This is a genomic window from Streptomyces sp. MMCC 100 (genome assembly GCF_041538145.2).
GTDB lineage: Bacteria > Actinomycetota > Actinomycetes > Streptomycetales > Streptomycetaceae > Streptomyces.
Genome location: NZ_JBGORK020000001.1, coordinates 2878213 through 2892049 on the forward strand (window position 1 = coordinate 2878213; position 13837 = coordinate 2892049).

Genomic DNA, 13837 nt, shown 5'->3' on the forward strand with positions numbered 1-13837 from the left:
ATCAGAGCTAAAGCGCTTGAGTAGAAAGATCCTAAAGCGCATTAGTAGCCCCTGGCAAGTTACCTGCTGTGCTACTCTGACCTGCACTAATGTCGCACCTTCCACTTTAGTTGGCCGGAATCCATTGACTTTCCGAGGAATCGCCGGGCATGGTCGCTGACATCCCACCGCCGACGTCCTTCAGGGAGACGTGTCACCGTGCCCACCTCGCGCAGAACATTCGCCGTCGCCGCCGTAGCCGCCCTCGTCCTGCCGCTCAGCGCCTGCGGCTCCGGAGACGACGGCGGTGGCTCGACCGACGCCTCGGGCAAGGTCGAGGGCGACATCACCTTCCAGACCTGGAACCTGCGGGCCAACTTCAAGGACTACTTCGAGGGCCTGATCGCGGACTTCGAGAAGAAGTACCCCGGCACCCACGTCAAGTGGGTCGACCAGCCCGGCGAGGGCTACGCCGACAAGATCAGCGCCGACGCCGCCGGCGGCACGCTGCCCGACGTCGTCAACGTCTCCCCGGACCTGGTCGCCCCGCTCGCCAAGGCGGGCCTGGCCCTCGACCTGGACAAGGCGGCAGGGCAGTACGAGAAGGAGTACCTGGAGGGCGCCTGGGCCAGCCACCGGATACCGGGCATGGACGGCACGTACGCCTTCCCCTGGTACCTCAACACCGGTCCGCTCTTCTACAACAAGTCCCTCTTCGAGAAGGCCGGACTCGACCCCGAGCAGCCGCCGAAGACGTACGACGAGGTCTTCGACGCCGCCCTGAAGATCGCCGACAACACCGACGGCGAGGTCGCCACCCTCGCCAACGTGCCCACCATCGAGGACTTCGGCCGCTACGGCGTACCGCTCATGAACAAGGAGGGCACCGCCTTCGCGTTCAACGACGCCAAGGGCGTCGAACTCCTCACCCACTACAAGGAGCTGTACGACGCCAAGGCCCTCGACCCGCAGGCGCTGACGGCCACCCCCGAGTCCACCGGGAAGAAGTTCCTCACCGGGGCCGTCGCCATGAACCCGGGCAGCGCGCTCGACCTCGCCAACTTCAAGAAGCAGGCGCCCAACCTCTACAAGAACATCGGCATCACCGACCAGATCACCAGCACCGGCCACGTCAACATGTACGTGATGGGCCTGATGGTGAACTCGCAGAGCGAGCGCAAGCCCGCCGCGGTCGCCTTCGCGCACTACGTCACCGACGCGGCGCACCAGATGTCGTTCGCCAAGCAGGTCGCCATCTTCCCGAGCACCGCCGGTTCGCTGGACGACCCGTACTTCACCAAGGAGGACGGCACCGACGAGACCCGCGTCCGGGTCGCCGCCGCCAAGTCGCTGAAGACGGCCGTCAACTACACGCCCGTGCTGTTCAGCGAGCAGATGAAGACCGAGCTGCGCAACGAGGTCGCCAAGGCGCTCCAGGGCAAGCAGAGCCCCGAGGAAGCCCTGGACAACGCTGTCAAGGCGTGCGACCGGCTCCTTCAGCAGCAGGGCTGAGGCGTCATGGCGAGTCCCACCCTCACCACCGGCACCCCGGGCGCCCGCAAGAACGGCGGCGCCCGGCGCGTGCGGCGGCAACTGCCCGCCAGCCCCTGGCTGTTCGCCGCGCCCGGCCTGCTGATCACCGGCGCGTTCATCCTGTACCCGTTCGTCTCCACGCTCGTCAACTCCTTCACCGACCGCCGCACGCTGGTGCCGGGCGAGTTCGTGGGCCTCGCCAACTTCCGCGAGCTGCTCCACGACGACATGTTCTGGATCGGCCTGCGCAACAGCTCCCTGTACGTCCTCGGGGTCGTCCCCGCGTTGGTCCTGCTGCCGTTGCTGCTCGCGCTGCTGGTGCAGAAGAACATCCCCGGCATCACCTTCTTCCGCTCCGCCTTCTACACCCCGGTCGTCGCCTCGATCGTCGTCGTCGGGCTGATCTGGGTCTGGCTCCTCGACGAGCGCGGTCTGGTCAACTCCCTGCTGGAGACGCTCGGCGCCAGTCCGGTCGGCTTCCTCAGCGACCAGTGGCTGATCCTGCTCAGCGCGATGGCCGTCACGGTCTGGAAGGGCCTCGGCTACTACATGATCATTTACTTGGCGGCGCTCGCCAACGTGCCCCGCGAGCTGCACGAGGCCGCCGCCGTGGACGGAGCGGGCGCGGTCCGCCGCTTCCTCACCGTCACGGTGCCCGCCGTCCGCTCCACCATGGTCCTGGTCGCGGCACTCTCCTCGGTCGCCGCCTTCAAGGTGTTCTCGGAGGTCTACCTGATGGCGGGCCCCAGCGGCGGACCGGCCGGCGAGGACACCACGCTCGTGATGCTGGTCCAGCGCACCGGCACCGGCCTGACCGGCCGCGTCGGCTACGCCTCCGCCATCTCCGTCGTCGTCTTCGTCGTCACCGTCGTCCTGATGCTGCTCGTCCTGCGCGCCGACCGGAAGGAGGAGTCGTGAGCCTCGCCGAGAAGACCCGGCCCGCCGAGAGCACCCGGGCCGCCGACCGGACGCGGGAACGCGAACCCCGGATCACAGACGAGCACGGCCGCCGCATACGCGTGTGGGAACTGGTCCTGCGCTACCTGCTCCTGCTCGGCGTCCTGGCCCTGACCATCGGCCCGTTCCTGTGGCAGCTGTCGACCTCGCTCAAAGGTCCCACCGAGGACATCTTCAGCTCCCCGCCGAAGTTCCTGCCCTCCGATCCCACCCTGCACAACTACGAGCGGGTCGCCGAGACCATCCCGGTGTGGGACTACGCCCTGAACTCGCTGAAGGTCGCGGCGGCCAACGTCGTCACCAACTGCGTCGGCGCCGCCCTCGCCGGCTACGCCCTGGCCCGGCTGCGCTACCGCGGCCGGCGCGTCGCCACCCTGGTGTTCATCCTGGCCATGCTCGTGCCGGTGGAGGGCATCATCATCGCCCAGTTCACCACCATGCGGGAGCTCGGCCTCAACAACACCCTCGTCGGCGTGCTGCTGCCCGGCTGCGTCAGCGCCCTGAACGTGCTCCTCATGCGCAACGCCTTCCTCAACCTCCCCTACGAGATCGAGGAGGCGGCCTTCGTCGACGGCGCCAACGTCTGGCAGCGGTTCTGCCGGATCGCGCTGCCCGCGGTGAAGGGCACCCTCGCCGTCGTCGCGATCTTCGCCTTCATGGGCGCCTGGGACGACTTCCTGTGGCCCCTGATCGTGCTGAGCGACCCGTCCAAATTCACCCTCACCATCGGCCTGAACTACCTGCACGGCACCTTCGCCAATGACGAACGCCTCGTCGCCGCGGGCACGATCATCGCCGTGGCGCCGCTCATCGTCCTCTTCGCCTGCCTCCAGCGGTACTTCTTCCGCGGCGTGGGCGAGGGCGCCGTCAAGGGCTGAACCACCCGCTTCCCCCTCACAAGGACACCGCATGCCTTCTGCCGTGCGCTTCGGCGTCAACTACACCCCGAGCGAGGGGTGGTTCCACCACTGGCTCGACTTCGACCTCGACTCCGTACGCGCCGACCTGGACTCCATCGCCGCCCTGGACGTGGACCACGTCCGCGTCTTCCCGCTGTGGCCCTACTTCCAGCCCAACCGCGCCCTGATCCGCGAGCGCGCGGTCGAGCACCTGGTGGCCCTGGTCGACGCGGCCGGCGAACGCGGCCTCGACGTCAACGTGGACGGCCTCCAGGGCCACCTGAGCAGCTTCGACTACGTCCCGGCCTGGACCCGCACCTGGCACCGGCGCAACCTGTTCACCGACCCGGAGGTCATCGACGGCCAGGCCGTCTACCTGCGCACCCTCGCCGCCGCCCTGGCCGGCCGGCCCAACTTCCTCGGCATGACCCTCGGCAACGAGGTCAACCAGTTCTCCGCCGGACCCCACCCCGACCCGGACCGCGCCACCAGCGCCGAGATCGACGCCTGGCTGGAGCGGATGCTGGCCGCCTGCGAGGAGGGTGCCCCGGGCCGCATGCACCTGCACGCCGAGTACGACGCCACCTGGTACCAGGACGACCAGCCCTTCACTCCGGCCCAGGCCGCCCGGCGGGGCGCCGTCACGGCCGTGCACTCCTGGGTCTTCAACGGCACCGCCCAGCGCCACGGCCGCACTTCCGTGCCCAGCGAGCACCACGCCGCCTACCTGATAGAGCTGAGCAAGGCCTGGGCCGACGACCCGCACCGCCCGGTCTGGCTCCAGGAGGTGGGCGCCCCCGCGCCCCTGGTTCCCGCCGAGCACGCCGCCGCCTTCACCGAGGCGACCGTCGAGAACGCCCTGGACTGCCCCGACCTGTGGGGCGTCACCTGGTGGTGCTCCCACGACGTGTCCCGGGCGCTGGCCGACTTCCCCGAGCTGGAGTACGGGCTCGGGCTCCTCACCAACGACCGCCGCCCCAAGGACACGGCACGGGTCCTGGCCCGTGCGGCGCGTGCGGCCCGAGGGGGAGCCCGCCCCGCCCCCGCCCCGCGCACCACGGCCCTCGCCGTTCCGGCCGACCCCGCCGCGCGCTCGGCCTGCGCCCCCGGCGGTGCCGTCTTCGACGCCTTCTTCCGGCTGGTCGCCGACGGCGCCCGCCCCACCACCGTCCTCGACACGCGCGCCGCCGACACCGGGCATCTCGCGGCGCGCGGCATCACCGAGGTCGTCACGCCCGACGACGTCCTCGCCGTCCCCGGCCCGCACGGTTCGGACCGCGCCCCGCGGGGGAGCTGTACCTGACGTCGGCCCCGTCATCGTGACCCACCCCTGGTAACCACCCGCCCCCGACCCCGGAGCACCCGCATGCATGACGACCGCAACCTGGTCGAAGCCCGCCTCAAGCGCGTCCTCGACGAGCGCGTCCGCCCCGCCCTCTACCCGGAGTCCGTGCCGCTGGACGTCGCGGTGTGGAACGCACCGGGCGAGCCCGTCCCCGTAGAGGAGGGACTCGCCGCCGAACCCGAGCCCATCGAGGTCGGCGCCCGCTGGGGCGCGCCCTGGGGCACCAGCTGGTTCCGCGTCACCGGCACCGTGCCGAAGGAGTGGGCCGGGAAGACCGTCGAGGCGATCCTCGACCTCGGTTTCGACGAGAACATGCCCGGCTTCCAGTGCGAGGGCCTGGTCTACCGCCCCGACGGCACCCCGGTGAAGGGCCTGAACCCGCGCAACCAGTGGGTGCGGATCGGCGCCCCCGTCGAGGGCGGCGAACAGGTGCGCCTGCACGTCGAGGCCGCCTCCAACCCCGTCATCCTCGACTACCACCCCTTCGTGCCCACGCAGCTCGGCGACAAGGACACCGCGGGCAGCGAACCGCAGTACACCCTCGCCCGCATGGACCTCGCCGTCCTCGACGAGACGGTGTGGAACCTGGTGCTCGACCTGGAGGTGCTCGGCGAGCTGATGGCCGAGCTGCCCGTGGAGTCGCCGCGCCGCTGGGAGATCCTGCGCGCGGTCGACAGGGCACTGGACGCCATCGACCTCCAGGACGTCAACGGCACCGCGGAGGAGGCCCGTTCACACCTCACCGAGGTGCTGTCCGCCCCCGCCGTACCCTCCGCGCACCGCATCAGCGCCGTCGGGCACGCGCACATCGACTCGGCCTGGCTGTGGCCGCTGCGCGAGACCGTACGCAAGGTGGCCCGCACCACCTCCAACATGACCGCCCTCCTGGAGGACGAGCCGGACTTCGTCTTCGCGATGTCGCAGGCCCAGCAGTGGGCGTGGGTGCGCGACCACCGGCCCGAGGTGTGGGCGCGGGTCAAGAAGGCGGTCGCCGACGGCCGGTTCGTGCCGGCCGGCGGCATGTGGGTGGAGTCGGACACCAACATGCCCGGCTCCGAGGCGATGGCCCGGCAGTTCGTGCACGGCAAGCGGTTCTTCCTCGACGAGTTCGGGGTCGAGAACGACGAGGCGTGGCTGCCGGACACCTTCGGCTTCGCGGCCGGACTGCCGCAGATCATCAAGGCGGCCGGCGCCAAGTACCTGCTGACCCAGAAGATCTCCTGGTCCCAGACGAACAAGTTCCCGCACCACACCTTCCGCTGGGAGGGCATCGACGGCACCCGGATCTTCACGCACTTCCCGCCCGTCGACACCTACAACTGCTCGATGAAGGGCAGCGAGATCGCCCACGCGGCGAAGAACTTCAAGGACAAGGGCGTCGCCCGGCACTCCCTGGCCCCCACCGGCTGGGGCGACGGGGGCGGCGGCACCACCCGCGAGATGGTCGCCAAGGCGGCCCGGCTGCGCGACCTCGAAGGCTCGGCCACCGTCGAGTGGGAGACGCCGCACGCCTTCTTCGAGAAGGCCGAGGCCGAGAACCCCGAGCCGCCGGTCTGGGTCGGCGAGCTGTACCTCGAGCTGCACCGCGCCACCCTCACCAGCCAGGCCAGGACCAAGCAGGGCAACCGCCGCAGCGAGCACCTCCTGCGGGAGGCCGAGCTGTGGGCGGCCACGGCTGCCGTGCGCGCCGGGTTCCCCTACCCGTACGACGACCTGGACCGCATCTGGAAGACGGTCCTGCTGCACCAGTTCCACGACATCCTGCCCGGCTCCTCCATCGCCTGGGTGCACCGCGAGGCCCGCGCCACCTACGACCGCGTCGCCGGGGAACTGAACTCGATCATCGACGCCGCCCAGCGCGCCCTGGCCGGCGAGGGCGACACCCCGCTGGTGTTCAACTCCGCGCCGCACGCCCGGGCCGGAGTCCCGGCGGGCGCCGCCGCGTCTCCCGCCACGGAGGGCCGGACGGACCTGACTCCCCGCCCCGGCGGCGGCCACGTCCTCGACAACGGTCTGCTGCGCGTCGAGATCGACGGCCGCGGCCTGGTCGTCTCGGCGTACGACATCGCCGCCGACCGCGAGACCATCGCGCCGGGCGGCGCGGGGAACCTGCTCCAGCTCCACCCCGACTTCCCGAACATGTGGGACGCCTGGGACGTCGACGAGTTCTACCGCCACACGGTCACCGACCTCACCGGCGCCGACGAGGTCGCTCCCGGCGACGACGGCACCTCGGTGCGGATCGTCCGCTCCTTCGGCTCCTCCCGGGTCACCCAGGTGCTGACCCTGGCGCCGGGGGAGCGGCGTCTCGAGGTGGACACCGAGGTCGACTGGCACGAGACGGAGAAGTTCCTCAAGCTCGCCTTCCCGCTCGACGTGCACGCCGAGCGGTACGCGTCGGAGACCCAGTTCGGCCACTTCCACCGGCCGACCCACACCAACACCAGCTGGGAGGCCGCCAAGTTCGAGGCCTGCAACCACCGCTTCGTCCACCTGGAGGAACCCGGGTGGGGCGTCGCACTCGTCAACGACTCGACGTACGGCCACGACGTCACCCGCACCGTCCGCACCGACGGCGACGCCGGTACGACGACCACCGTGCGGGTCTCCCTCCTGCGCGCCCCGCGCTTCCCCGACCCCGAGACCGACCAGGGCGTGCACCGGTTCCGGCACGCGCTGGTGCCCGGCGCGGGCATCGGCGACGCCGTGCGCGAGGGCTGGCGGATCAACCTGCCCGAGCGACACCTCACGGGCGGCGACGGGAACGTCGCGCCGCTCGTCACGGTCGACCGGGACGCGGTCGTCGTCACCGCCGTCAAGCTCGCCGACGACGGCAGCGGCGACGTCGTGGTCCGCTTCCACGAGGCGCACGGCGGCCGGGCCCACGCCACCCTCACCACCGGGTTCACGGCCACGGACGTGCAGGTGACCGACCTGCTGGAACGCCCGCTGGCAGATGCGGAAGCCCCAGGGCTGGACGGCGACCGGATCACCGTACGGCTGCGTCCGTTCCAGCTGATGACCCTGCGGCTGAAGCGCGCGTAGCACCTTCGGCGGGCCCGGCTCACGCGGAAGCGGTGAGCCGGGCCCGTGCGGCTACGACCGCTCCGGCGCCCCGGTCAGCCGGGTCGGCGGCAGGTACTCCCGCACATACGTCCGCTCCCAGCACGCGCCCGTCTCCCGCAGCTCCCGCCACGTCGTGTACCGGTACCGGAAGAGCCGGGCGCGCACGAAGCGGGGCGGCGCGTCGGGCGGGAACGGGGAGCGGCGCAGCAGTCTCAGCGTGGCCCGGTCGTTCTCCAGCAGCCGTTCCACGAAGGTGCTGAACCACGGCCCGGCGTAGGAGGGCGACAGCGCGGCGAACCACATCAGCCAGTCCAGGCGCAGATGGTACGGCGCGAACTGGCGCGGCCAGCGGCGTGGATCACCGGGTTTGCCCTTGAACTCGTACTCCCGCCAGTCCCCGTCCTTGCGGGCCACCTCGTCGGCGGTGCCCTCGATCACCACCTCGTACCGGACCCGGCTGACGGAGCCGAAGGCGCCGTAGGTGTTGACCAGGTGGAGCGAGTCGAAGGAGCGGTTCATCACCTGGCGGCGGGAGATCATGTTGCGCACCGGCCGGTGACTCAGGAACACCAGCAGCACCGCCACCGCCAGGACCACCACCTCGTACCAGAGCGGTGTGGCCGCCACGGACGGCGGATCGGACGGGAACCGGACCACCGACAGGGCCAGCACGATGGTGATCCAGTTGAGCCAGGAGAAGTTGCCCGAGAGCACCAGCCACAGCTGGGTCGCGATCATCAGCGCCGCGGCGACCGTCGACACGGGGTGCGGGGCGAACAAGAGGAAGGGCACCACCAGCTGCGTGACGTGGTTCGCGGCGACCTCGACGCGGTGCAGGGGCCGCGGGAGGTGGTGGAAGAACCAGCTCAGCGGGCCCGGCATCGGCTGGGTCTCGTGGTGGTGGTCCAGACAGGTCAGCTTCCGCCAGCACTCGTCGCCCCGTATCTTGATCAGTCCCGCCCCGAACTCCACCCGGAACAGCAGCCAGCGCAGCAGGAACAGGACCACGATCGGCGGGGCGACCTCGTCGTTGCCGAGGAACACGGCGACGAAGCCGGTCTCCAGCAGCAGCGACTCCCAGCCGAACGAGTACCAGGTCTGTCCGACGTTGACGATCGACAGGTACAGCGCCCACGGCACCAGCCACAGCAGCATCGCGCCCCACAGCGGCAGCAGCGAGTCCAGCCCCGCCACCAGCGCCGCCGAGACCGCGCAGCCCGCCCAGGCGCAGCCGGCGAAGAGCCGGTCCGAGTAGCGCCACTGGAACAGGCTCGGCGCCCGCTTGAAAGGCACCCGCTCGACGAAGCGGGGCACGGGCGTCAGACCGCGCTCGCCGAGCAGCGCCCGGAACTGCAGGGCGGCCGTCAGGAACGCGACCAGGTACACGGCGGCCAGGGCCCGCTGGAAGACCAGCCGGCCCAGCCAGTAGTCGGGTGCGGTGAACCACTCCACGGCCGGGCTCCTCTCGTACCCGCTCCGTGTACCCGTTCCGGCGGCCCGGCCCTCCTCCTGCCCGGCACGGGGGACCAGGAGTCGAAGATTCCGACAAATCCTGGCAAGGTGGGGTCCATGTCTGATCGGGGAGCGAGCGCCCCGTCACTCCCGGACGACTGGCCCGCCCAACCGGACCCGATTCTGGCGCTCAACCGCATGGGCAGCTTCGACTGGGACCTGGACGCCGGGCTGTTCCACATGGACGCCCAGGCCCACGAGGTGTTCGACCTGCGCCCGGAGGAGTACGACGGGCGCCCCGAGTCCCTGGCGCTGCGCGTGCCCACGGCGGAGAGAAGCCGCATGGACACCATCGTCGCCCGGGCGATGAAGGACGGCAGCGAGAACTACGGCACCTACTTCCGGCTGCGCCGCCGCGACGGCACCCTGCGCTGGACCCACACCCAGGGCTACATCCGCCGCGACGAGACCGGCCGCCCCCGCCGGATCATCGGCATCGTCCGCGACGCCACCCAGGAGATGGCCGACATCGCGGCCAACCGCGAGCAGGCGGCGCATGACGAGGCCCGCCGGCGGCTCACCAACGTCGTCCAGCTCGCCACGGCCGCCCTCGCGCACGCCCGCACCGTGGACGACGTCATCGAGGTGCTGCGCGACACCCACGGGCTCACCCGGCTGGGCGCCACCAGCCTGGTGATGGGTCTGGTCGAGGCCGGCCGCATCCGGCTGGTCGCCGACGGCCCCGAGAACAGCTTCATCCCCGGCACCCGGGTCACCCGGATCGACGAGCCGTACCCGATGAGCGAGGCCGTACGGACCCTCAGCCCCCGCTTCATCGAGTCGCCGGAGGAGTTCGCGGAGCGCTACCCCCTGCTGTGGCGGGACATCACCCACCTCGACATCACCTCGGCCGCCTACCTGCCCCTGATCGCCCAGGCCCGGCCGATCGGCGCCATCGGGCTGCTCTACAGCGACCGGCACGGCTTCTCCCCGGAGGACCGCAACGTCCTGGTCGCGCTCGGCAGCGGCATCGCGCAGAGCCTGCAGCGGGCCATGCTCTACGAGCAGGAGATGGACCTCGCCGAGGGCCTCCAGCAGGCCATGCTGCCGCGCACCATCCCCAGCGTGCCCGGCTGCGACGTCGCCGTCCGCTACCGCGCGGCCTCCATCGGAGGCACCCTCGGCCGTGACATCGGCGGCGACTGGTACGACCTGATCCCGCTGCCCGGCGGCCGCGTCGGCGCCGTCATCGGCGACGTCCAGGGCCACGACACGCACGCCGCCGCCGTCATGGGCCAGCTGCGCATCGTGCTGCGCGCCTACGCCGCCGAGGGCCACCCCCCGGCCACGGTGATGGCACGGGCCTCGGTCTTCCTGCACGAGCTGGACACCGACCGCTTCGCGACCTGCCTGTACGCGGAGGCCGACCTGGGCACCGGAGTGGTCCAGGTGGTCCGTGCCGGACACATCGACCCGCTGCTGCGCTTCGGCGACGGCAGCTGCCGCCTCGTGCGCGTCGAGGGCGGGCTGCCGCTCGGCCTGTCCGCCGAGTTCGGGCGCCTGGCCTACCCGGTCGCCACTCTGGAGCTGGACCCGGGCAACACCCTGCTGCTGTGCACCGACGGCCTGGTCGAGCAGCCGGGCGCCGACCTCGACGAGGGCATGGAGGTCCTCATGGCGCTGATCAGCTCCGGGCCCGAGGACGTGCGGGACCTGGCCGACCGGCTCATCGACGTGGCCGACGAGCGCCGCGGCGACGACGACGTCGCGCTGCTCCTGCTGCGCCGCCACGGACTCGGCGCCCCCAAGACCTTCGGCAGGGTCCAGCAGCACGTCTCGCCGGGCGACCCGGAGGGCCTCACCGAGGCCCGGCACATGATCCGTGCCGCGGTCCGCTCCTGGGGGGTCAGGGGCCGGAGCGACGAGATCGAACTGGTCGCCGACGAGCTGATGACCAACGCCCTCATGCACACCGAGGGCTCCGCGATCGTCACCCTGCGACTGCTCACCGGAACCGACCGGCGGCTGCGGGTCGAGGTCGAGGACTCCTCCAGCGCCCTGCCGCGCCGCCGCGAGGCCGGGGACGACGGGGTCTCCGGGCGGGGGCTGCTCCTGGTCGACACGCTCGCCGACGCATGGGGCGTGGAGGCACGCGGCGGCGGCAAGGTCGTGTGGGCGGAGTTCGTGGTGGCGCACGGCACGGGCTGACCCCACTGGCACTGCCGGTGGCCGGTGGCACTCTGGACGTATGCCAGAACTGCCCGAGGTCGAGGCGCTCCGCGACTTCCTGACCGAGCACCTCACCGGCCGCGAGATCGTCCGGGTCCTGCCCGTGGCGATCAGCGTCCTGAAGACGTACGACCCCCCGCTCACGGCACTGGAGGGCCACCGGGTGGCGGGCGTGCACCGCCGCGGCAAGTTCCTCGACGTCGAGACCGCGGACGGCCCGCATCTGGTGACTCATCTGGCCCGGGCCGGCTGGCTGCACTGGAAGGACAGTCTCCCCAGCGGCATGCCCAGGCCCGGCAAGGGCCCGCTCGCACTGCGTGTCGCCCTGGAGACCGGCGCGGGCTTCGACCTGACGGAGGCGGGCACGCAGAAGCGGCTCGCGGTGTACGTCGTGGCCGACCCGCGGCAGGTGCCCGGCGTGGCCCGGCTCGGACCGGACCCGCTCGCCGACGACTTCGACGAGGCGCGCTTCGCCGCCCTCCTCGAGGGTGAGCGGCGGCAGCTCAAGGGCGCTTTGCGCGACCAGAGCCTGATCGCGGGCGTGGGCAACGCGTACAGCGACGAGGTCCTGCACGCCGCGAAGATGTCCCCGTTCAAGCTGGCCGCCTCCCTCACCGACGAGGAGACCGCGCGCCTGTACGCGGCCCTGCGCGACACGCTCACCCAGGCCGTGGAACGCTCCCGGGGCGTCGCCGCAGGACGCCTGAAGGCCGAGAAGAAGAGCGGACTGCGGGTCCACGGGCGTGCCGGAGAGCCCTGCCCGGTGTGCGGCGACACCGTCCGCGAGGTCTCCTTCAGCGACTCCTCGCTCCAGTACTGCCCGACCTGCCAGACCGGCGGCAAACCGCTGGCGGACCGCAGGATGTCCCGGCTGCTGAAGTGACTGCCTCGCGGGAGTGACGGCCTCACGGGAGTGACGGCTTCGCTCGAAACGGCGGCCTCGCGGGAGTGGCGGCTTCGCCGAAGCGGCGGCGGTCGCCGGGGCGGCGGTCACCCGGCCGGCAGGGTCACCAGGTGATCGCCGTCCGCCGTCCGCACCTCGTAGCGGTCGATCTGGTCCGGATGCAGGGCGGCCCCGCCGTGCACGGTGTGCGGCCGGTCCTCCTGCCCGGGCACCATCCAGCTGGTGATCGTCTGCTCGGACCCGTCGCGGGCGACGGCCACGAGCCGGCACGAGCGCGGGCCCGCCCCGTCCTTGACCTCTAGTCGCACGCCCGTGCCCCAGGCCTCGTCCTCGGCCGTGATCCGCGCCCACACCCCGGTCCGTGTGTCGGTCGCGGTGAGCGGCACCGCCGGGTCGCCCTGGCTCGCGTACAGCACGGCGCCGGGCCCGGCCACGGCGCACACGACGGCGGCGGCCACGGCGTACAGCACCCGCCTGCGGCCCGCCCGGTGGCGCGTGGCCACCTCGGACAGCAGCCGGTCGAGCAGTCGCGGTCCCGGCCTGGTCAGGGGGTGGACGATACGGGGTGTCGCCTGCCGGTACAGCATCAACTGGCGGGTGGCGGGACCGAATTCGGTCACCTGGGCCGCGCACCTGGGGCACTCCATGAGGTGGTCCTCGAAGCGGAACGCTTCCGCCTCGTCCAGCACGCCGAGCGCGTAGGCGCCGACGTCACCATGCCTTTCCAGGGACCTCATGCCGAATCCTCGTACCGTTGGGTGCGGGTGGGGTTACTCCTTGCTCCCACCCGTACGCACCGGACAGCCGAATCACTCAAGCCGCGATCGAATCGCAACCGAGGTGTTCGGAGCGGTCGCAGGCGCGGATCGGTCCGTCTTCGGGGAAGCCGGCGAGCCGGCCGGGACGGCTAGAACAGGTGGATGGCGAGGTGTCCGAGCGGCAGCCCGAGCTGCCAGGCCGGCGTCCACACCTTCGGTCCCTCGTCCTCTCCGGTCACCGCCGCACCGCCGGGAACCGCGTTCAGGTCCGGGGCGAGGAGTTCGGTGTCCTGGAGCCAGCGCCAGGCCGCCCGGGCCAGCTCCAGGTCCGGGGAGTGGCGTCCGGCGGCGACCGTGTCGGCCGTGACCTCGGCCAGCCGTCCGTGCACCCACTCGTGCCACGGCTGGTCGTAGGCCGTCAGGGACAGCCAGGTCTCCAGGTGGGTGACGACGCGGATGCCGCTCAGTTCGTCGTCCGTGTCGGACAGGAAGACGGTGAGCGCCAGCGCGTCCCGTCCGGCGCGGAACTCGAAGGATGTCGGCGGCATCAGGTCGCCGGTCCGCAGCAGCTCGTCGGCGATGTACTCGGCGTACAACCACGCCATGGGAACGCTCAGTTCGCCCCCGCCGGTGCCGTCCGTGCTCTCTTGACCTCTGTGCAGCATCCCTTCCTGCCTTCCTCCGATGCGTGCGCGTCGCCCGACCCGGGTCATGG

The 13837-nt window shown here is 71.4% G+C and carries 10 protein-coding genes; 7 read left to right on the forward strand and 3 right to left on the reverse strand.

Annotated features, from left to right (window positions below; translation table 11 throughout):
• Positions 1-198 precede the first annotated feature (198 nt).
• The 5 genes from ABS735_RS13230 (at position 199) to ABS735_RS13250 (ending at position 7758) form a co-directional block, all read left to right on the forward strand.
• On the forward strand, positions 199-1491 hold the full coding sequence (locus tag ABS735_RS13230; RefSeq protein ID WP_373905868.1) for an ABC transporter substrate-binding protein: 1293 nt from the start codon (positions 199-201) through the stop codon (positions 1489-1491).
• A gap of 6 nt (positions 1492-1497) precedes the next feature.
• The gene (locus ABS735_RS13235; RefSeq protein ID WP_373905867.1) at positions 1498-2430 is read left to right on the forward strand and encodes a carbohydrate ABC transporter permease; all 933 of its coding nucleotides are present in this window, start codon (positions 1498-1500) and stop codon (positions 2428-2430) included.
• Positions 2427-3347 carry a carbohydrate ABC transporter permease gene (locus tag ABS735_RS13240; RefSeq protein ID WP_373905866.1) on the forward strand — a complete coding sequence of 307 codons (921 nt, stop codon included), beginning with the start codon at positions 2427-2429 and terminating at the stop codon, positions 3345-3347. Before ABS735_RS13235 ends, ABS735_RS13240 begins: the two co-directional genes overlap by 4 nt.
• 31 nt (positions 3348-3378) lie before the next feature.
• On the forward strand, positions 3379-4671 hold the full coding sequence (locus tag ABS735_RS13245; RefSeq protein WP_373905865.1) for a glycoside hydrolase 5 family protein: 1293 nt from the start codon (positions 3379-3381) through the stop codon (positions 4669-4671).
• Between the two features lie 63 nt (positions 4672-4734).
• Positions 4735-7758 (forward strand): alpha-mannosidase, encoded by a 3024-nt coding sequence (locus ABS735_RS13250; protein WP_373905864.1) that lies wholly within the window; start codon positions 4735-4737, stop codon positions 7756-7758.
• Between the two features lie 51 nt (positions 7759-7809).
• On the opposite strand, the gene ABS735_RS13255 is transcribed toward ABS735_RS13250, so the two are convergent.
• Complete coding sequence (locus ABS735_RS13255) at positions 7810-9231, reverse strand: lipase maturation factor family protein (RefSeq protein WP_373905863.1); 1422 nt, start codon at positions 9229-9231, stop codon at positions 7810-7812.
• Between the two features lie 117 nt (positions 9232-9348).
• Between ABS735_RS13255 and ABS735_RS13260 the strand changes: the two genes are divergently transcribed.
• Both ABS735_RS13260 and ABS735_RS13265 read left to right on the forward strand, forming a co-directional pair.
• Positions 9349-11439 carry a SpoIIE family protein phosphatase gene (locus tag ABS735_RS13260; RefSeq protein ID WP_373905862.1) on the forward strand — a complete coding sequence of 697 codons (2091 nt, stop codon included), beginning with the start codon at positions 9349-9351 and terminating at the stop codon, positions 11437-11439.
• Between the two features lie 40 nt (positions 11440-11479).
• Positions 11480-12343: an Fpg/Nei family DNA glycosylase gene (locus ABS735_RS13265; protein WP_373905861.1), complete on the forward strand. Its 864-nt coding sequence runs from the start codon at positions 11480-11482 to the stop codon at positions 12341-12343.
• Between the two features lie 107 nt (positions 12344-12450).
• Here ABS735_RS13265 and ABS735_RS13270 read toward each other — a convergent pair whose 3' ends face one another.
• Both ABS735_RS13270 and ABS735_RS13275 read right to left on the reverse strand, forming a co-directional pair.
• Entirely contained in the window at positions 12451-13101 is a 651-nt protein-coding gene (locus ABS735_RS13270) for a zf-HC2 domain-containing protein (protein ID WP_373905860.1), read from the reverse strand.
• 170 nt (positions 13102-13271) lie between these two features.
• Positions 13272-13787 (reverse strand): hypothetical protein, encoded by a 516-nt coding sequence (locus ABS735_RS13275; RefSeq protein ID WP_373905859.1) that lies wholly within the window; start codon positions 13785-13787, stop codon positions 13272-13274.
• Positions 13788-13837 lie beyond the last annotated feature (50 nt).

Excerpts from the sequence above, each read along its gene's own strand:
- ABS735_RS13235 (WP_373905867.1), top strand. The coding sequence starts at position 1,498 with ATGGCGAGTCCCACCCTCACCACCGGCACCCCGGGCGCCCGCAAGAAC.
- ABS735_RS13245 (WP_373905865.1), top strand. The coding sequence starts at position 3,379 with ATGCCTTCTGCCGTGCGCTTCGGCGTCAACTACACCCCGAGCGAGGGG.
- ABS735_RS13250 (WP_373905864.1), top strand. The coding sequence starts at position 4,735 with ATGCATGACGACCGCAACCTGGTCGAAGCCCGCCTCAAGCGCGTCCTC.
- ABS735_RS13260 (WP_373905862.1), top strand. The coding sequence starts at position 9,349 with ATGTCTGATCGGGGAGCGAGCGCCCCGTCACTCCCGGACGACTGGCCC.
- ABS735_RS13265 (WP_373905861.1), top strand. The coding sequence starts at position 11,480 with ATGCCAGAACTGCCCGAGGTCGAGGCGCTCCGCGACTTCCTGACCGAG.
- ABS735_RS13270 (WP_373905860.1), bottom strand. The coding sequence starts at position 13,101 with ATGAGGTCCCTGGAAAGGCATGGTGACGTCGGCGCCTACGCGCTCGGC.
- ABS735_RS13275 (WP_373905859.1), bottom strand. The coding sequence starts at position 13,787 with ATGCTGCACAGAGGTCAAGAGAGCACGGACGGCACCGGCGGGGGCGAA.